Annotated in this window: 16 protein-coding genes; 3 read left to right on the forward strand and 13 right to left on the reverse strand. The window is 66.0% G+C overall.

The features are described from left to right. Positions 1 to 11: 11 nt before the first annotated feature. Complete coding sequence (locus D2E22_RS01690) at positions 12 to 947, forward strand: fructosamine kinase family protein (RefSeq protein WP_126031381.1); 936 nt, start codon at positions 12 to 14, stop codon at positions 945 to 947. Here the strand turns inward: D2E22_RS01690 and dnaJ are convergent. After that, positions 940 to 2,079: a molecular chaperone DnaJ gene (dnaJ, locus tag D2E22_RS01695; protein WP_126031382.1), complete on the reverse strand. Its 1,140-nt coding sequence runs from the start codon at positions 2,077 to 2,079 to the stop codon at positions 940 to 942. The two genes, D2E22_RS01690 and dnaJ, sit on opposite strands and share 8 nt — an antisense overlap. A 40-nt stretch (positions 2,080 to 2,119) precedes the next feature. Further along, complete coding sequence (hrcA, locus tag D2E22_RS01700; protein ID WP_126031383.1) at positions 2,120 to 3,223, reverse strand: heat-inducible transcriptional repressor HrcA; 1,104 nt, start codon at positions 3,221 to 3,223, stop codon at positions 2,120 to 2,122. 312 nt (positions 3,224 to 3,535) lie between these two features. Here hrcA and tkt point away from each other — a divergent pair, with 312 nt between their 5' ends. After that, positions 3,536 to 5,632 carry a transketolase gene (tkt, locus tag D2E22_RS01705; protein ID WP_126031384.1) on the forward strand — a complete coding sequence of 699 codons (2,097 nt, stop codon included), beginning with the start codon at positions 3,536 to 3,538 and terminating at the stop codon, positions 5,630 to 5,632. Between the two features lie 98 nt (positions 5,633 to 5,730). Then, entirely contained in the window at positions 5,731 to 6,837 is a 1,107-nt protein-coding gene (tal, locus tag D2E22_RS01710) for a transaldolase (RefSeq protein WP_126031385.1), read from the forward strand. A gap of 118 nt (positions 6,838 to 6,955) precedes the next feature. On the opposite strand, the gene D2E22_RS01715 is transcribed toward tal, so the two are convergent. From D2E22_RS01715 to D2E22_RS01765, 11 genes are all read right to left on the reverse strand, one after another. Further along, entirely contained in the window at positions 6,956 to 7,624 is a 669-nt protein-coding gene (locus tag D2E22_RS01715; protein WP_126031386.1) for a pentapeptide repeat-containing protein, read from the reverse strand. Positions 7,625 to 7,650: 26 nt separating this feature from the next. Further along, positions 7,651 to 8,814 carry a pyridoxal phosphate-dependent aminotransferase gene (locus D2E22_RS01720; protein ID WP_126031387.1) on the reverse strand — a complete coding sequence of 388 codons (1,164 nt, stop codon included), beginning with the start codon at positions 8,812 to 8,814 and terminating at the stop codon, positions 7,651 to 7,653. Continuing rightward, positions 8,814 to 9,362, reverse strand: a complete 549-nt coding sequence (locus D2E22_RS01725; RefSeq protein ID WP_126031388.1) for an Lrp/AsnC family transcriptional regulator — start codon at positions 9,360 to 9,362, stop codon at positions 8,814 to 8,816. Before D2E22_RS01725 ends, D2E22_RS01720 begins: the two co-directional genes overlap by 1 nt. 61 nt (positions 9,363 to 9,423) lie before the next feature. Then, complete coding sequence (locus D2E22_RS01730) at positions 9,424 to 11,241, reverse strand: aminotransferase class I/II-fold pyridoxal phosphate-dependent enzyme (protein ID WP_126031389.1); 1,818 nt, start codon at positions 11,239 to 11,241, stop codon at positions 9,424 to 9,426. A 191-nt stretch (positions 11,242 to 11,432) separates the two neighbouring features. Beyond that, entirely contained in the window at positions 11,433 to 12,260 is an 828-nt protein-coding gene (locus D2E22_RS01735; RefSeq protein WP_126031390.1) for an HAD hydrolase family protein, read from the reverse strand. 120 nt (positions 12,261 to 12,380) lie between these two features. Then, on the reverse strand, positions 12,381 to 12,632 hold the full coding sequence (secG, locus tag D2E22_RS01740) for a preprotein translocase subunit SecG (RefSeq protein ID WP_126031513.1): 252 nt from the start codon (positions 12,630 to 12,632) through the stop codon (positions 12,381 to 12,383). A gap of 81 nt (positions 12,633 to 12,713) precedes the next feature. Continuing rightward, on the reverse strand, positions 12,714 to 13,520 hold the full coding sequence (gene tpiA, locus D2E22_RS01745) for a triose-phosphate isomerase (RefSeq protein WP_126031391.1): 807 nt from the start codon (positions 13,518 to 13,520) through the stop codon (positions 12,714 to 12,716). A gap of 119 nt (positions 13,521 to 13,639) precedes the next feature. Then, positions 13,640 to 14,845 carry a phosphoglycerate kinase gene (locus tag D2E22_RS01750; protein WP_126031392.1) on the reverse strand — a complete coding sequence of 402 codons (1,206 nt, stop codon included), beginning with the start codon at positions 14,843 to 14,845 and terminating at the stop codon, positions 13,640 to 13,642. A 163-nt stretch (positions 14,846 to 15,008) separates the two neighbouring features. Beyond that, positions 15,009 to 15,962 (reverse strand): DNA-binding protein WhiA, encoded by a 954-nt coding sequence (gene whiA, locus D2E22_RS01755; RefSeq protein WP_126031393.1) that lies wholly within the window; start codon positions 15,960 to 15,962, stop codon positions 15,009 to 15,011. Between the two features lie 163 nt (positions 15,963 to 16,125). Next, the gene (gene rapZ, locus D2E22_RS01760; protein ID WP_420897226.1) at positions 16,126 to 17,058 is read right to left on the reverse strand and encodes an RNase adapter RapZ; all 933 of its coding nucleotides are present in this window, start codon (positions 17,056 to 17,058) and stop codon (positions 16,126 to 16,128) included. Continuing rightward, positions 17,055 to 17,957 (reverse strand): shikimate dehydrogenase, encoded by a 903-nt coding sequence (locus tag D2E22_RS01765; RefSeq protein WP_126031394.1) that lies wholly within the window; start codon positions 17,955 to 17,957, stop codon positions 17,055 to 17,057. Before D2E22_RS01765 ends, rapZ begins: the two co-directional genes overlap by 4 nt. Positions 17,958 to 18,066: the final 109 nt, after the last annotated feature.

Consider the following 18,066-nt stretch of genomic DNA (forward strand, 5'->3'; position numbering starts at 1 on the left):
CGTTGAGATAGATGGATGAGTGTATTGACTTCGTTGTTCACTGTACCGCCACCCGTCCCGCCGATACGGCGCACGGCCTAGGATGGGCAGCGGAAACGGGGCGCGGCGCCCCGGATTCGGACACGGACAGGCAACGGCGAAAGGAGCCGAGGATGGCTTTGGAGTACAGGAAGAGCAGGGCGCACGCGCCGAAGGGATTCTTCGAATGCGAAGGCAAGGGGCTCGAATGGCTTGGCGAGGCGACGCCGCAGGGCGGCCCGCGCGTCGTCGAGGTGTACGGCTGGGGCGACGACCACCTCGACATCGAACGCGTGCAGGCATGCTCCAGCACGCCGCAGGCCGCACGCCGCTTCGGCGCCGCCCTCGCGCATATGCACGACGCCGGCGCCTCATACTTCGGCTCCGCCCCCGACGGATACGACGGCACCTGCTACTTCGGGCCGTTGCAGGACCCGGTGCCGATGGACACCGGCGCATGGACCGACCCGGCCACCTACCTCGCCGAGGGACGTCTGCGCCCGATGGTGCAGCTCGGCATCGAACGCGGCACATTGCGCGACATGGATATGGACCTGACGAACGAGGTCATCGAAGCGCTGCCCGAACTGCTCGGCCGCGCCGCGGCGGACCGCCCGGCCCGCGTGCACGGCGACCTGTGGAGCGGCAACGTCATGTGGACCGACGACCGAGGCGAGGTCGAGGCCGTCCTCATCGACCCGGCCGCGCATGGCGGGCACCGCGAGGAGGACCTCGCGATGCTCCACCTGTTCGGCATGTCCTACCTGAGCGAGATCACCGAAGGCTACCAGTCCGTGCACCCGCTCAAGGCCGGATACGAGGAACGCACGACGCTCTGGCAGCTCTATCCGATCGCCGGCCACTGCGTGTTCTTCGGCGGCGGCTACGTGAGCGAATACCGCCAGATGTGCCGTTCGCTGCTCAGCTGAACGCGTCCTTGATCTTGCTGAAGAACCCTTTCTTCTGGGCCGCGACGGGCTTCGAGCCCTGGGCGTCAACGGAGCGCTCGCCGTCCTTGCGCAGCTGGCCGAACTCGTCGATGAGCCTGCGCTCGCGGTCGTTGAGCTTCGTCGGAATCTGCACCTCGATGTGCGCGATGAGGTCGCCGCGCTCGCCGTCGCCGCCCAGGTGCGTGACGCCGAGCCCCTTGAGCTCGATCTGCTGGTCCGGCTGGCATCCGGCCGGGATCTCGAGCGTCTGTTCGCCGTCGAAGGTGTCGAGCGAGGTCTCGTGTCCGAGCACGGCCCAGGTCATCGGCACGCTGACCCAGCAGTGCAGGTCGTCGCCGTCGCGTGTGTACTGGCGGTCGCGGCGTACGCGGAAGTCGATGTAGAGGTCTCCCGCGGGGCCGCCGCATTCGCCGACCTCGCCCTGGCCGTCCATGCGCACGCGCGTGCCGTCGGCGACGCCCGCGGGCACCGGCACGTCGAGGGTGCGGCGCGTGGGGACGCGTCCGTGTCCGTGGCACACCGTGCACGGACGCTCGATGATCGTGCCGTGCCCCTCGCAGCGATCGCACGGCGCCGAGGTCATCATCTGGCCGAGCAGCGTGCGCACGACCTTCTGGACATGGCCCGTGCCGTGGCATTGCGGGCAGGTGACCGGTGGCTGGCGGTCCTCGGACCCGGTCCCCTCGCAGTGCTCGCAGACGCCCATCGTGTGGTATTCGAGCTTCTGGGTGCCTCCGAACACGGCGGTCTTGAGCGTGATCGCCAGCGACTCGATCGTGTTGCGGCCCGGCTGCGTGCGCGGGACGGGGCCTTCGCCGCCGCCGAAGGCGCCGGTGAAGAACTGGCTGAAGATGTCGCCCATGCCGAAGGGGCCGGATGCGCCGTATGCGCCGGAGCCCGGGTCGTTCGGGTCGACGCCCGCGTCGTACATGCGCCGCTTGTCCGGATCGGAGAGCACCTCGTAGGCGCTGTTGACCTCCTTGAACTTGTCCTCGTATTCGGGACCGGCGATGTCCGGATGGTATTTGCGGCTCATCCTGCGGTACGCCCGCTTGATCTCCTCTTCGGTAGCCGTGCGTTCCACGCCAAGCGTTTCGTAGTAGTCAGCCAATGCCAGGGTTCCTTTTCTTCCGATGGTTCAACGTGTGGTGTCACGAGGCCATGCCGGTCTCGGTCGTCCCGGTGTGCCCCAGGAACGTCGTCAGGTACCGTGCGACGGCGCGCACCGACGCCATCGTGACGGCATAGTTCATATGGGTGGGGCCGATCGAGCCGACGAAGGCGATCGGCGCAACCGCGCCGTCCTCGTCCGCGCCAGCGTCGGCGGCCTCCGCGTCCGTCTCGCTCGCACCGTAGCCACTTGTGACGACGGCCGCGTGGATGAGCCCCGGCGTGTTCGTCTCGGATCCGATGGCCACGCCGACGCCGCGCGCGTCGGGCGCTTCGCTGAGCTCGGTCATCAGATGCATGAGCACCGCGCGTTCCTCAAGCGCGTCGAACAGCGGCGCGAGGTCCTGTGCGGTGGCGCGCTGGCGGGCGAGCGTCGAGACCCCGGACATGAACAGCTCATGCGTGCGCTCCTCGTCGGCCATCGATTCGAAGGCGTGCGCGACGAGTCCGGGCAGCGCGCGCACGTCGTCCATGTCGTCGCCGAGCCGCAGCGCGCGGATGCGCGACGCGGCCGTGCGCAGCGTCAGCGATCCGCAGCGCTCGTTGACGACGTCGCACAGCGACTGCAGGTGGCCGCGCGCCGGCAGCTGACCCACCGACAGCACATGCTGCGCGACGCGGCCGGTGTCGGTGACGACGACGGCCAGGATCGACGTGGCCGACACCGGCACGAGCTCAAGGTGCCACAGCCGCGACTTGCCCAGCGACGGCGAGGCGACGACGGCCACCTGTCCTGTGAGCTCGGACAGCAGATGGGCGGCGCGCTGCAGCGTGTCCTGCAGGTTCACCGAATCGTCCAGGAAGGTGTGGATGGCGCGCCGCTGCGATTCGCTCAACGGCACGACGGTGGCGAGCGTGTCCACGAAGTAGCGGTAGCCGCGCTCGGTGGGCACGCGACCGGCCGAGGTGTGCGGCTGGACGAGGTAGCCCTCCTCCTCGAGCGCGGCCATGTCCTTGCGAATCGTGGCCGAGCTCACCTGAAGATGGTGGCGTGCGATGAGCGCCGCCGAGCCGACCGGCTCCTGGGTGCGGATGTAGTCCTCGACGACGGCGTGCAGCACCTGCATGCGACGTGTCTGGGTCATGGTCGCTCAAGCCTCCTGAACTGTTCGAAGCGGACGGGCGCGCGGACGACGCGCGCGACCTGCCGACATCCATTGTATGAGCACTCTTGGTCATCGAGTGCTAGTTTGCCGCTGCCGGCGAACGCCCCGCGGCGGTCCGGTCCCGGCCGATGCCGGCCGCGTCGCGCCCGGCGCGCATCCGAACACGCCAAACGCCGCCGTTTAAGTCGGTTACGGCGGCTACTATGTAAGGGCAATGTGAAGGACGGGCGAAGGACGGCACAATGCCGGACCCCCGCGCGTCCGAAGTATTGGAAGGAAAGTAGATCACCTATGACCGATAACATCTGGTCTGAACTGGACGAGCGCGCCATCAAGATGGCGAAGGCCCTCTCCGCCGATGCGGTGCAGAAGGCGGGTCACGGCCATCCCGGCTCCCCGATTTCGCTGGCCCCGATCGCCTACACGCTCTATCAGCGCTTCATCAAGCAGGACCCGAACGACCCGAACTGGGCCGGCCGCGACCGCTTCATCCTCTCGGGCGGCCATGCGTCGCTCACCCAGTACGTTCAGCTGTACTTCTCCGGCTACGGCCTGACGCTGGATGACCTCAAGTACTTCCGCGGCGGCGCCGACACGCGCACCCCGGGCCATCCTGAGTACGGCCTGACCCCGGGCATCGAGATGACGACCGGCCCGCTCGGCCAGGGCGTCGCCTCCGCCGTCGGCTTCGCGTACGGCCAGCGCTACGAGCGCGGCCTGCTCGACCCGGACGCCCCGGAGGGCACCTCGCCGTTCGACCACAAGGTGTGGGTCATCTGCGGCGAAGGCGACATCGAGGAAGGCGTCTCCGGCGAGGCCTCCTCGCTCGCGGGCAACGAGAAGCTCGGCAACCTCTTCGTGATCTTCGACGCGAACCACATCCAGATCGAGGGCGAGACGAAGATCGCGCTCGACGAGGACGTCCTCGGCCGCTACGAGGCCTACGGCTGGTACACCGACGAGATCAGCTTCATCCAGCCCGACGGCTCCTACAAGGAGGACATCGAAGGCCTGACCAAGGTTCTCGAGAAGGCCGAGCAGGTCACCGACCGTCCGCACTTCATCAAGGTCGACACGCTCATCGCATGGCCGACCCCGGGCAAGACGAACGATCCGTCGTCGCACGGCTCCGCCCTCGGCGACGAGGCCGTCGCCGGCCTCAAGAAGGCGCTGGGCCTCGACCCGGAGAAGACCTTCGAGGTCGACGAGGAGGCGCTCGCCCACGCCCGCAAGGTCGCCGAACGCGGCCTCGAGGCTCACAAGGAATGGGACGAGGCCTTCGACAAGTGGGCCGCCGCCAACCCGGACAAGGCCGCGCTGTACGAACGCATCAAGAACGGCGAGCTGCCGGCCGAGTTCGACAAGGCCATCGACGACCTCGAGGCGGGCTTCGAAGCCGGCTCCAAGGTCGCCACCCGCAAGGCCTCCGGCGCCGTCATCAACGCGATCGCGCCGATCATGCCGGAACTGTGGGGCGGCTCCGCCGATCTGGGCGGCTCCAACAACACGAACATCAAGGGCGCCGCATCCTTCGCCCCGGCCGAGGACGCCACGACCCAGTGGCCGAACTGCTCGCCGTACGGCCGCCAGCTGCACTTCGGCGTGCGCGAGTTCGCGATGGGCTGCATCACCAACGGCATCCTGCTCGGCTCGGACACCCGTCCGTTCTCCGGCACCTTCTTCCAGTTCGCCGACTACATGCGCGCCGCGGTCCGCCTGTCCGCGCTCATGGAGATCCCGAACCTGTACATCTGGAGCCACGATTCCGTCGCCCTCGGCGAGGACGGCCCGACCCACCAGCCGATCGAGCACCTGAGCTCCTTCCGCGACATCCCGCAGCTCGAGGTCGTCCGTCCGGCCGATGAGTGGGAGACCGCCGAGGCCTACCGCTACTTCTTCGAGAAGAAGAACACGCTGCCGACCGCGATGGTCCTGACACGCCAGGGCGTCCCGACGCTCGTCGAGACCGCCGAGAAGGCCAAGGAAGGCGTGCGCAAGGGCGCCTACGTGCTCTACGGCGAGGAAGGCGAGCCGGACGTCATCATCATGGCCTCGGGCTCCGAGGTCCAGTGGGCGCTCGAAGGCGCCAAGAAGCTGGCCGCCGAAGGCGTCAAGGCGCGCGTCGTCTCGATGGTCTCGATGGAATGGTTCGAGGAGCAGGACGACGAGTACAAGGAGGAGATCCTCCCGAAGAGCGTCAAGGCCCGCGTCTCGGTCGAGGCCGGTTCCGCGATGTCCTGGTACAAGTACCTGGGCAGCTACGGCAAGGCCATCGCCATCGACCAGTTCGGCCTGCAGGGTGACGGCGCCCAGAACATGATCGATCTGGGCATCACCGCCGAGCACGTCGTCGAGGCCGCGAAGGCGTCGATCGAAGAGGCCCGCTGATTCACCCATGAGGGGATGTCGAAAGGCGTCCCCTCCCCTTTCGCCTATACTGCAATAGGCGAAAAGATTTTTCCCCAACAACAAACAGGAGAAGCAATATGACTGCATCCACTCAGGCAATTTCCGACGCCGGCGTTTCGATCTGGCTGGACGATCTGTCCCGCACCCGCATCGAATCGGGCAACCTCGAGGAGCTCATCAAGAACGACGACGTGGTCGGCGTCACGACCAACCCGTCGATCTTCCAGAAGGCCCTGAGCCAGGTCGGTCCGTACGACGCCCAGCTCAAGGAGCTCGGCAAGGTCGACGTCGAGACCGCGATCCGCGAGCTCACGACGACCGACGTGCGCAACGCCTGCGATATCTTCAAGCCGGTCGCGGAAGCCTCCGACTACGTCAACGGCCGCGTTTCGATCGAGGTCGACCCGCGTCTGGCGCATGAGACCGCCGAGACCGAGAAGCAGGCCGAGGAGCTGTGGGCCAAGGTCGATCGCCCGAACGCGATGATCAAGATCCCGGCGACCCTCGAAGGCCTGCCGGCGATCACCGCGACGCTCGCCAAGGGCATCTCCGTCAACGTCACGCTGATCTTCTCGCTCGAGCGCTACGAGCAGGTCATCGACGCCTTCATCGAGGGCATGGTCCAGGCCGATGCCAACGGCAAGGATCTGTCCAAGATGGCTTCCGTCGCCTCCTTCTTCGTCTCCCGCGTGGACACCGCGGTCGACAAGCAGCTCGAGGAGATCGGCTCGCTCGAGGCCAAGGGCCTGCTGGGCAAGGCCGCCGTGGCCAACGCCCGCCTCGCCTATGAGCTCTTCGAGAAGAAGTTCGCCGAGGATTCGCGCTGGGCCGCCCTCGAAGCCAAGGGCGCCAAGAAGCAGCGTCCGCTGTGGGCCTCCACCGGCACGAAGAACGCCGCCTACTCCGACGTCAAGTACGTCGACGAGCTCGTCGCCAAGGACGTCGTCAACACGATGCCGGAGAAGACCCTCCTCGCCGTCGCCGACCACGGCCAGGCCACGCTGGGCATCATTCCGGGCAACTACGACGAAGCCCACGACATCATGAACGACCTCGCCGAAGTCGGCATCAACTTCAAGGATGTCACCGACAAGCTCGAGGCCGACGGCGTCGCCGCCTTCATCAAGTCCTGGGATTCGGTCCTCACCGACGTCCAGTCCGGCATCGACCGCGTCAACGGCTGATTCGTCTCTCGGATCATGATCCGCCCCTGACCTGACCGGTCGGGCGAACGCAGGGCCCCGGCATCATGCCGGGGCCTTTTCATATATGTGCGAAAGACCGGGAAGAAGGCGCACGGGGTCAGCTGGTGCGGATGCCGATGCTGCGGGCGAGCACCTCGGCGAGGTCGGCGATCTGCCCTACGGTCATCGTCGTGCCCTTGAGCGAATCGACGCCGCTGACCTCACGCAGACGCGCGCCGCGCAGATCGACGTCGGCGCATACGGCGTGCTGCAGCGAGAGCACATCCACCCGCGTGTCGGCGAACATGACGCGGGACAGCCGGGCGCCGTTGCCGTCAAACTCCCCTATCGTGCAGCCCCTGAACATCAGATCATGGCAGACGGCGCCGCGGCAGTTGAGATAATCGATGCGGCATCCGCGGACCTCCACGCCGACGATCTTCGACGCGTTCGCCTGCACGGCGCCGAACGCGCAGTCGTCGACGAGGCACGCCTCCACGCCGGCCGCGCGGACATCGCATGACGCGGCGCGGCAGCCGTCCGCCACCGTGCGGCTGATATGCGCGCGTTCGGCGACGAGCGTGCCGATGGCCAGCCGTTCGAAAGTGCAGTCGAGCACGGCGGCCGCCGTCATGTCGACGACGTCGGCACGCTGACCGTTGATGCGCAGCCCGTCCAGATCCTCCTCGGGGCATATGGCGGTGATGCGGGCTTCGTCGTACGCGCCGCGGGCCGCATCGGGAAGACGTGGCAGCCGCGGTGGCGTGGTGGTGAGGGTGTTCGGCATACGACCAGCATAGCCGGAGCATGGATTCACTCGTTGCGCAGCGATTCGAGGAACGATTCGATCCTCGAGCAGGCCTCCTTGATGTGCTCCATGCTCGTCGCGTAGGAGATGCGTACGAATCCCTCGCCGGATTCACCGAACGCGGTGCCGGGGACGACGGCGACCCTCTGCTCCTCGAGCAGCCGCACGCAGAACTCGTCGGAGCTCAGGCCCGACGACGTGATGTTCGCGAAGACGTAGAACGTGCCCTTGGGAACGTTCGTCGTCAGTCCCATCCGGTTGAGCCTGGTGCAGATGAGGTTGCGGCGCGCCTCGTATTCCCGCCGCATCGCCGCGATGTCCGGCATGCCGTGCTCGAGCGCCTCGATCGCCGCGTATTGCGCCGCCGTCGGCGCCGACATGATGACGAACTGGTGCACCTTCGTCAGCTGCGCGCTCAGCTGGGGGTTGCTCAGCAGGTAGCCGAGCCTCCAGCCGGTCATCGCGAAGGCCTTCGAGAACCCGTTGATCACGAGCACCTGGTCGCGGATCTCCTCGAAGTTCGCCGGCGAGCAGAACTCCCCTTCGAACAGCAGTTCGGAATAGATCTCGTCGGAGATGACGTAGATGCCGGATTCCCTGATGATCGGAACGATGCGCGCGTAGTCGTCGCGGCTCATCACGCCGCCGGTCGGGTTCGACGGGAAGTTGAGGATGATCGCCTTCGTCCTCTCGCCGATCGCAGCCTCGAGGTCCTCGGGAAGCAGCTTGAAGTCGTGCTCCTGCGTCAGTCCGATGCGCACCGGCACGCCGCCGGCCATCGTGATCGCGGGTTCGTAGGCCACGTAGTTCGGATCGAGCACGATGACCTCGTCGCCCGGTTCGATCAGCGTGCGGCAGCACAGGTCGACGGCCTCCGAACCGCCGACCGTCACGAGGATCTGCGATTCGGGATCGTAGTCGATGCCGTAGCGGTTGCGGTAGTAGTTCGCGATCTGCCGGCGCAGCGCGATCAGGCCGCGGTTCGCCGTGTAGTGGGTGTGTCCCTCCTTGAAGGATTCGACGGCGCTCGCGCTGATGTGCCAGGGGGTGTCGAAGTCCGGTTCGCCCACACCGAGCGAGATGACGTCCTCCATCGAGTTCGCCAGATCGAAGTACTTGCGGATGCCGCTGGGCTTGAGCGCCTCGATGGCGCGGTTGATCGGTTTCATCAGTAGCTCACCACCAATCGCCCCTCGCGGCCGGCCGCGCGGGGGGCCGCGGTGAGCACGCCCGACTGCTTGTACTGCTTGAGCACGAACAGCGTCTTCGTGCCGCGCACGTTCTCCATGACGGCGATGCGGTCGGCTACGAACTGGCACACCTCGAACATCGTCCTGCCTTGCACGAGGCAGACGAAGTCGTTGTCGCCGGTGATCAGGTACAGCGAATCGATCTCGGGGTATTTCGCGAGCAGCGCGGCCGTGTGGTCGTATCCGCGGTCCTTCATCGGCGTGACGTCCACCTCGATGAACGCCATGATACGTTCGTCGCGCAGCACCTTGTTGTAGTTGATCACCGTGTGGTAGCCGCAGATGATCTTCTCGTCCTCCATGCGCCGCACGCTGGAGGCGATGCTCTCCTCGTCCCCGCCGAGGATGTCCGCCAGGTCCCGCGCGTCGAGGCGCGCATCGTTCTCGAGCAGCTCGAGGATCGACAGATCGTCCGCGTCGACGCCCGCGCCGCGCGGGCGGTCGTCCGTGTTTGTGTTTGTGTCCATATGCTCCATAAGGCGACCTCTTTTCCTTGTCGTTCGTCCGCGTTCCGGCTTCGACGCCGGCTCATTGGCGGTAGCGGGAGAAGAACCTCGTCATCTTGTCGACGGCGCCTTTGAGCACCTCGACGCGCGGCAGGTAGACGACGCGGAAGTGGTCGGGGTCCTTCCAGTTGAAACCGGTGCCCTGCACGATGAGCAGTTTCTCGTCGTGCAGCAGGTCGAGCGCGAACTGCTCGTCGTCGCGGATGTTGAACTTCCTCACGTCGATCCTCGGGAAGATGTAGAACGCGGCCTTCGGCTTGACGGCGGTGATGCCGTCGATCGAGTTGAGCGCGTCGTAGATGTATTCACGCTGCTCGTAGATGCGTCCGCCGGGCACGAGGTAGTCGTTGACGCTCTGGTGTCCGCCGAGAGCGGTCTGCACGATCGACTGCGCGGGCACATTCGAGCAGATGCGCATGTTCGTGAGCATGTCGATCCCCTCGATGTAGTCCTTCGCGACCGCCTTGTTGCCCGACAGGATCATCCAGCCGATGCGATAGCCGGCGATCATATGCGACTTCGACAGGCCACTGTAGGTGACGCAGAACAGGTCCGGGGCGAGCGACGCGATCGATGTGTGCTCGAGGCCGTCCATGACGAGCCGGTCGTAGATCTCGTCGGAGAAGATCATCAGCTGGTGTTCGCGCGCCAGTTCGACGATCTGCTCGAGGACCTCCTTCGGGTAGAGCGCGCCGGTCGGGTTGTTCGGGTTGATGATGACGATCGCCTTCGTGCGGTCGGTGATCTTGGCGCGCATGTCGTCGATGTCCGGATACCATTCCGACCGCTCGTCGCACACATAGTGCACCGGCCTGCCTCCGGCCAGCGTGACGCACGCCGTCCACAGCGGATAGTCCGGAGCCGGCAGCAGCACCTCGTCGCCGTTGTCGAGCAGCGCGCTCATGCTCAGGTTGATGAGCTCGCTGACGCCGTTGCCGGTGTAGATGTCCTCGACGCCGACGTTCGGCAGCTTCTTGAGCTGCGCGTACTGCATGATCGCCTTGCGCGCCGAGAACAGGCCCTTGGACGCCGAGTAGCCCTCGGTGTCGGTGAGCTGCTGGGCCATGTCGTAGACGACCTCGTCCGGGGTGCGGAAGCCGAAGGGCGCCGGATTGCCGATGTTGAGCTTCATGACGTGCATGCCGGCGGCCTCCATGCGCGCGGCCTCGTTGACGACCGGTCCGCGCACGTCGTAGAGGACGTTGTCGAGCTTGTGCGACTTCGTGAAGGTGCGCCTGCCGCGCACCTTGGTCTCCTCGGGCGTCACGCTCGACGGTACGTCGGTGAACGAGGGATCCTGAACGTCGTCGTCGAATTGCGGTTCCATGATGTGCTCCTGTCCGGATCGATGCGGTGCCGATGCGTAGGTCGATTCGCCGATGTTCAATGACGACGGTTGAACACTGTGTTCAACGATGACCTTCGGTTCGACAGTGGATTCATGTTCAACACCATCGTGTTCAATTGAACTCTTATGTTCAAGATTTGTATGTTCAAGTCGATACATCTGTTCAACATCATCTCGAACAGCGACGGCGTCATGGTGTTCAACGTCATGACGGTGTTCAATGTTCATCGCCTGCTCGACGTCGTCGAAGGTGGCCGGATGTTCGTCGAAGGCGACGGATTCCCCCGCGAGCCAGCGCGCGTCGACGCCGAGCACGGCGGCGAGGAAACGCTCGATCTCCGGGCGCGGCCTCGTCTTCCCGTTGACGTATTGGCTGACGTGGCTGCGGCCGAGCTTGACGCCATGCTCCTCGGCCGCCTTCACGAAGTCACTCTGCCGTATGTTGCGCAGATCCATCGCCTGATTGAGGCGCTGCGTGAATCGATCCGTCATCAAAGCTCCCGTCACGAGGTGTGCGATGCAAACTGAACGACAGTCTAGCATACGTTGAACATGACACGCTGAATATTGAACAAATGGCTTCAGCTGATGAACTCATTCCCTCGCGTTGTACAATCATCGGTCGACGCATATGATGTTTAATACTATCCGCTTGTTGTTCAAGGATTTCATCAAATGTTCAATTACAGCATGTTGTGTTCAACCCATTGCGCGACGCCGTCGTCGTTGTTCGACGCGCACACCTCGTCGCTGATCGCGAGGACCTTGGGATTCGCGTTCGCGACGGCGACGCCGGTGCCGGACTGCTCCATCATCGCGATGTCGACGATGTCGTCTCCGAAGGACACGGCCGATGACGGATCGATCCCCCACCGTTCGTACAATGTGCGCATCGCCTGCTCCTTGTTCGCTTCCGGCGCCATCAGCATCCAGAGCCTTCCCTCGGAGACATGCACGTCGAAGTCGTCGGGGATGAGCGTGGCGAGCAGTTCGGTCTGATCGGCGCGCGGGAAGGCGATGATCTTGTCGGCGACGCCGTCGGGCACGTCGCGGAAATCGGTGTAGGTCCATGCCTGCGACGTCCAGTACTGCGTCACGTCGAAGTTCGTGTAGCGCACGTCGTTCATGACGATGCCGATCTGCAGATCCGGCATGACGCTCAGGATCGCCCGGCACACGTCGCATGCGCGGCTCGAGGGGAATCCGACCTTGAGCATGGCGCCGGGCTCGCATGGTTTGCGCCCGGTGAGCGAATCCAGATCGGAGTGCATGGGATCGAAGTCGATGAGCGCGCCGTTGAGGTAGATGCACGCGTCGGCGCGCAGCCGTCGGACGATGCCGCGCCCGGTGCTCACCGGCCGCGCCGTGGCTACGGCCACCGGGACGCCGGCTTCGTGCAGGCGGTCGACGGCGCGCTGCGTGCGCGCGCTGAAGTCACGTTCCTCGAAACGCGGCGCGTCGTGCAGCAGCGTGCCGTCGAGGTCGACGATGATGGATGGTGTAGTGGGCATATCCCCTCCCCTATCGTATATGTATCTGGTCGTTCATGACCGGATCCGGCCGGCGGCATACAAAGAATCCCATGGCCGTCATGGCCATGGGATCGAAGCTGATGGTCGCCACCCGAAAGGTCAGGCTGCGGGGACGAACTTCGCGATGAGCCCGAGTGCGACGATGATCGCGGCCCAGACGAGCGCGATGATGACCGTCCAGCGGTTCAGGTTCTTCTCCGCGACGCCCGAGGAGCCGGCGTTCTGCGTCAGACCGCCGCCGAACATGTCGGACAGGCCGCCGCCCTTGCCCTTGTGCATAAGGATGAGCAGGGTGAGCAGCAGGCTGAGCACGACGAGCACAATCTGCAGGATCAGCTTGACAACTGCGATACCGGACACTGGTGAACCTCCAAAACTATCAATTGCTGGTACCACCTTAGCGCAAGGCCGAGAACAAAACGGCCCGCAACCTCAAAGACCTTGTGAAGATGTGGTCCTCAGCGTGAGCATGCAGATTCTCGTCAGTTCGTCGACGTGCAGCGCGGCGCCGCCGATGAGGAACCCGTCGACGTCGGGCTCGCCGATGAGCTCGACGGCGTTGCGCGACGTGACCGATCCCCCGTACAGCACGCGCACCGTCTGCGCGACGTGGTCGTTGAAGGTGCGGGCCAGATGCGCGCGGAACGCCTCGGCGGCGTCCTGCGCGGACTGCGGCGTGGCGACCATGCCGGTGCCGATCGCCCACACAGGTTCGTAGGCGATGATGAGCCGCTCGGCCTCCTCGTCGGAAAGGTCTCGCGTCACATCATGCACCTGGCCGACGGCGAAGTCGAGTTCGATGCCCTTGCGGCGCTCCTCGAGGCTTTCTCCGACGCACAGGATCGGCTGCATGCCGGCGGCGAGCACGGCGCGCACCTGGTCGACGATGTTCGCGTCGTCCTCGGGATGGTATTTGCGGCGTTCGGAATGTCCGACGATGACGTAGCTGCAGCCGAGGCGGGCGAGCATGTCCGCGGAGACGTCGCCGGTGAAGGCGCCCTGGGAGGTGACGGAGACGGTCTGGGCCCCGTAGCGGATCCTGAGGTTGTCCGCGTCTACGAGCACCTGGACGCTGCGCAGCGCCGTGAAGGCCGGGAACAGGGCCACCTCGCATTTCGAGAAGTCGAAACGGCCAGATTTGAGGTTCTTCGCGAATTGCTGGACGAAGGCGGTCGCCTCGAGATGATCGAAGTTCATCTTCCAGTTGCCGGCCACCATCGGAATGCGTGCTGATGCCATATGGATTCCCTAGGACTTGGGTCTGCGGATGGAACGCGCGGCGCGCACCGCCGTGTGCCGGACGGTGCGCGCCTTGTCGTCGCGGTACGGGCGTCGCGGACGGGCCGCGACGCGTGCCGTCAGTCGAGTACCGTGAGCCCCGGAAGCTCCTTGCCCTCGAGGAATTCAAGGGAGGCGCCGCCGCCGGTCGAGATGTGCGAGAAGCCGTCCTCCGGGAAGCCGAGGTTGCGCACCGCGGCCGCCGAGTCGCCGCCGCCGACGATCGTGAACGCGCCGTTCGCCGTCGCGTCGACGAGCGCCTGTGCGACCGCGCGGGTGCCATCGGCGAACTGCGGGATCTCGAACACGCCCATCGGGCCGTTCCACACGACCGTCTTCGAATCGACGATCTTGTCGTGGAAGAGCTTGCAGGACTCCGGACCGATGTCGAGGCCCATCATGTCGGACGGGATCTGGTCGGCCGGGACGACCTTCGGGTCGATCGGGGTGTCGCCCGCCGGGAAGCCCTTGTTGACGACGATGTCGACCGGCAGGACGAGTTCGACGCCGTTCTTCTCGGCCGTCTCGATGTAACCCTTGACCTTCTCGATCTGGTCCTCCTCGAGCAGCGACGTGCCGACCTCGTAGCCCTTGGCCTTGAGGAACGTGAACACCATGCCACCGCCGATGACGAGGCGGTCGGCCTTGTCGAGGAGGTTCTCGATGACGCCGAGCTTGTCGGAAACCTTCGAGCCGCCCAGCACGACGGTGAACGGACGCTCCGGGTCCTCGGTCGCCTTGGACAGCGCCTTGACCTCCTTCTCGACGAGCAGGCCGGCGGCGGCCGGCAGATCGGCCGCGACGTCGTAGTTAGAGCCCTGCGCGCGGTGCACAACGCCGAAGCCGTCGGAGACGAAGACGTCGCCGAGGGCGGCGATCTTCTTCGCGTACGCGGCGCGCTCGGCCTCGTCCTTGCTCGTCTCCTCCGGGTTGAAGCGGACGTTCTCGAGCAGCACGACATCGCCGTCCTTCATCGCGGCGACCTTCTCCTGCGCGTCCGGGCCGTAGGTGTCCTTCGCGAGGACGACCGGGACGCCGAGCAGTTCGCTGAGGCGTTCGGCGACCGGCGCCAGGGAGAGCTCCGGGACGACCTTGCCCTTCGGGCGGCCCAGATGCGCCATGAGGATGACCTTCGCGCCGTCCTTGCGCAGCTGTTCGATCGTGGGGAGTGCGGCCTTGATGCGACCGTCGTCGGTGATGGTCGTGCCATCGAGCGGCACATTGAAATCGGCGCGGACGAGGACGCGCTTGCCCTTGAGATCTCCAAGATCCTTGAGTGTCTTCATATGGATTTTCCTTTCTCGCCGCCGGGGTTGGCGGGGAACGGCTGCATGATCCGCCAGTTACGCATCATACAGCCACAAACGAACAGGCGCGTCCTTCCGCCGAGAGCGTCGTCCCCGCCTGTCCACAGATGCATCCGGGCCGTCGTCGGCCCGGGGGCGAGGGTCAGGCCTCGGCGTCCTGGGACGCCTTGGCGACCTTGTCGGCCAGCTGCAGCAGACGCCGGATGCGTCCGGCGACGGCGTCCTTCGTGATCGGCGGGTCGGCGAGGCGACCCAGCTCCTCGAGGCTCGCGTCGTCGTGGTCGAGGCGCAGCTGACCGGCGGCGCGCAGGTTCTCCGGCACGTCATCGCCGAGGATCTCGAAGGCGCGACGCACCTTCTCGCACGCCTCGGCCGCGGCCTTCGCGCTGCGGCGCATGTTCGCGTCGTCGAAGTTGGCCAGACGGTTCGCCTTGCCGCGCGCTTCGCCGTCGGAGCGCTTGCCGGTCCACTCGCGCGCCGAGCGCGGGGCCCCCATCAGGTTGAGCATGCGTTCGATCGCGTCGGGGTCCTTGAGCGTCACGCGGCGCGAGCTGCGCAGCTGGCGCGGCTTGGCGCTGACGCCGAGTCGGCGTGCGGCGCTCGTGAGCGCCAGCGCAGTCTCGTCGGTCGGGCAGATGATCTCGAGATAGCTGGCCTTGCCCGGGTCGGACAGGCCGCCGTGGGCAAGGAACGCGCCTCGCCAGATCGCCTTGATCTGGGCGATGTTGCCGGCCATGAGCTCCTGAGGCAGTCCGGCGACGGCCTGGTGCTTGCGCCGGTCGAGCAGGCCGGTCTGCAGCGCGAGGGCGACGCCGCCGCGCTCGACGATGACCATGTAGCGGCGCACCGGCCCGGTCGGCGTCTGGCGTTCGACCGCGGTCAGCATCGCGTCGTGGCCGTACAGGTTCTTGATCGCCCGCTGGAGCCACTGGGCCGCGTCGAGCGAGTCGAACTGCGCCTGGACGATGATGTTTCGATCGCTTTTGCGAAGGCCGCCTCCGAAACGGAGCATCGAGGTCACCTGCGCCTTCTGCGCCAGGACCATCTCCCCGTCGATTTCGGACAGCTCACGTTTGACTTCATCGAGAAGAGCCAAAGGATCCTCCTGTTGTGTGTATCGTGATCGGTACGGCGTGTCGCAAGTGACCACCGACATTCCGTGATACCGAAGGTCTTGGACAACGACGGATGTGGACCCGCATTTGACAAACCGTTGGAATTGTGCTTGTTTCCCCGCGTGTCGCGTGGGCCGGGACGGCTCAGGACTGGCGTCGGTCGAGTTCGCGTGCGGACACGCTCACGTTGAGCCCGTGGGCGCGCAGCCGCTCCGCCAGCGCCTCGCTCATCGCGACGGAACGGTGCTGGCCGCCGGTGCAGCCGATGGCGATCGTCACGTAGTGCTTGTCCTCCTGCGCGTAGCCGTTGACGGCGATCCCGATCGCCTTCTCGTAGGCGTCGAGGAACTCGGCCGCCCCCTCGCTGCGCAGCACGTAGTCGCTCACCGGCTCGTCGCGGCCGTTGAGCTCGCGCAGCTGCGGCACCCAGTACGGGTTCGGCAGGAACCTTACGTCGGCGACGAAGTCGGCGTCGATCGGGATGCCGTATTTGAAGCCGAAGCTGAAGATGTGCACCGAGACGGTCGTCGGCCCCGAGCCCATCAGCGCGTTGTACAGCTTCGTCGACAGCTGGTGGATGCTCAGATGCGAGGTGTCGATGACGATATCGGCGCGCTCCTCGAGGTTCTCGAGCATCTCGCGTTCCTCGCGGATGCCGTCGATGAGCCGCCCGTTGCGCTGCAGCGGATGCGGCCTGCGCACCGCCTCGAAGCGTTTGATGAGCACCTCGTCGTCGGCGTCGAGGAACAGGATGCGCGTCTTGACGCCGAGGTCGTCGAGATGGCTGAGCATCGCGGACAGGTCGGTGAAGTAGTCGCGGGAACGCACGTCGATGACGGCGGCGAGCTTGTGCACGCCGCTCTTGGACGCGGTCATCATGTCGACCATCGGCACCATGAGCTGCGGCGGCATGTTGTCGACGACGTACCAGCCCATGTCCTCGATGCTGTGCGCGGCGTGCGACCTGCCGGCCCCGGACATGCCGGTGATGAGCATGACCTCGAATCCCTCGGCCGGCCCGCCGATGTGCTCCTGCCGTCCGTCCTCGTGCGTCGCAGTATCGTTGCCTTGGCTCACAGCGCCTCCTCCAATGCCTCTCTCATGGCCCGTTCGAGCGCGTCATGGGGCGCTCGCGCGTCGACGGCGTCGAAGTCATCGTCCGCGGCGAGTCCGGTCATGAGCAGCACCTGGGCCACCGCTTGATACAGTAGCATCTCCTCCCCGCCCAGTGCGACGCCGCCCAGACGCTCCCAAACCTTCATCAGCTCGGTGGGCCGCGGGTCGTAGACGACGTCGAGCAGCGTGCCGCGCACGGCGCCGCCGGCTTCGGCGAGGCGGCGTGCGACGGCGTCGGCGCCGTTCGCCGGGATCGTGTTGACGACGAGGTCGGCGTCGGCGAGCAGCGCCGTGGCATGCGCGTCGTCGAACGCGACCGCCGTCACGTCGACGCCGTGCCGAGCGCCGACCTCGGCGAGTCCGGGATTGCGCTGCGGATGGCGCGCGGCGATGGTCACATGCGTCACGCCGCCCATCATGACGTATGCGGCGAGGGCGGAGGTGGCGGTGTTGCCGTTGCCGAGGATGACCGCCGAACGGTTCGCCGCCGGCTGGATCCCCCTCGCCGCCGCCGCGTGCGAGAAGGCCCTGGCGATGCCGTAGACGTCGGTGTTGTACAGTTTCGTCGTGCCGTCGGCGAAGACGGCCGTGTTCGCGACGCCCAGCTCGCGCGCCCACAGGTTCGCTGGCGCGCCGTGGGGCTGGATCGTGCGTTTGAGCGGCATCGTCAGGCTCAGGCCGGCCCAGCCGCCGTCGAGCGAGCCGAGGAAGGCGGCGAGGCCGTCCTCGTCCATTTCGATGCGCCTATAGCTCCAGCCGTCCAGTCCGAGCGCGCGGTAGGCCGCCTCGTGGAGCAGCGGCGAGAGCGAATGGGCGATGGGCTTGCCGAGGACGGCGCAGCGCCGTGGTCCATTGTTCATACATCCTCCTGACATGGCCGTCTGCCGACATGGGCCGTCGATGCGACTCTCGGCGTCATGCCGCCGCGGCCGCTCCACCAGCGTACCGTATGCCCGTCGCGCGCGACGG

It is taken from the genome of Bifidobacterium castoris (genome assembly GCF_003952025.1).
GTDB classification, from domain to species: domain Bacteria; phylum Actinomycetota; class Actinomycetes; order Actinomycetales; family Bifidobacteriaceae; genus Bifidobacterium; species Bifidobacterium castoris.

What these genes read in the sequence shown, in the direction of transcription:
- D2E22_RS01690 (WP_126031381.1), top strand. Translation starts at nt 12, where the DNA reads ATGGATGAGTGTATTGACTTCGTTGTTCACTGTACCGCCACCCGTCCC.
- hrcA (WP_126031383.1), bottom strand. Translation starts at nt 3,223, where the DNA reads ATGACCCAGACACGTCGCATGCAGGTGCTGCACGCCGTCGTCGAGGAC.
- tkt (WP_126031384.1), top strand. Translation starts at nt 3,536, where the DNA reads ATGACCGATAACATCTGGTCTGAACTGGACGAGCGCGCCATCAAGATG.
- tal (WP_126031385.1), top strand. Translation starts at nt 5,731, where the DNA reads ATGACTGCATCCACTCAGGCAATTTCCGACGCCGGCGTTTCGATCTGG.
- D2E22_RS01715 (WP_126031386.1), bottom strand. Translation starts at nt 7,624, where the DNA reads ATGCCGAACACCCTCACCACCACGCCACCGCGGCTGCCACGTCTTCCC.
- D2E22_RS01720 (WP_126031387.1), bottom strand. Translation starts at nt 8,814, where the DNA reads ATGAAACCGATCAACCGCGCCATCGAGGCGCTCAAGCCCAGCGGCATC.
- D2E22_RS01725 (WP_126031388.1), bottom strand. Translation starts at nt 9,362, where the DNA reads ATGGACACAAACACAAACACGGACGACCGCCCGCGCGGCGCGGGCGTC.
- D2E22_RS01730 (WP_126031389.1), bottom strand. Translation starts at nt 11,241, where the DNA reads ATGACGGATCGATTCACGCAGCGCCTCAATCAGGCGATGGATCTGCGC.
- D2E22_RS01735 (WP_126031390.1), bottom strand. Translation starts at nt 12,260, where the DNA reads ATGCCCACTACACCATCCATCATCGTCGACCTCGACGGCACGCTGCTG.
- tpiA (WP_126031391.1), bottom strand. Translation starts at nt 13,520, where the DNA reads ATGGCATCAGCACGCATTCCGATGGTGGCCGGCAACTGGAAGATGAAC.
- D2E22_RS01750 (WP_126031392.1), bottom strand. Translation starts at nt 14,845, where the DNA reads ATGAAGACACTCAAGGATCTTGGAGATCTCAAGGGCAAGCGCGTCCTC.
- D2E22_RS01765 (WP_126031394.1), bottom strand. Translation starts at nt 17,957, where the DNA reads ATGAACAATGGACCACGGCGCTGCGCCGTCCTCGGCAAGCCCATCGCC.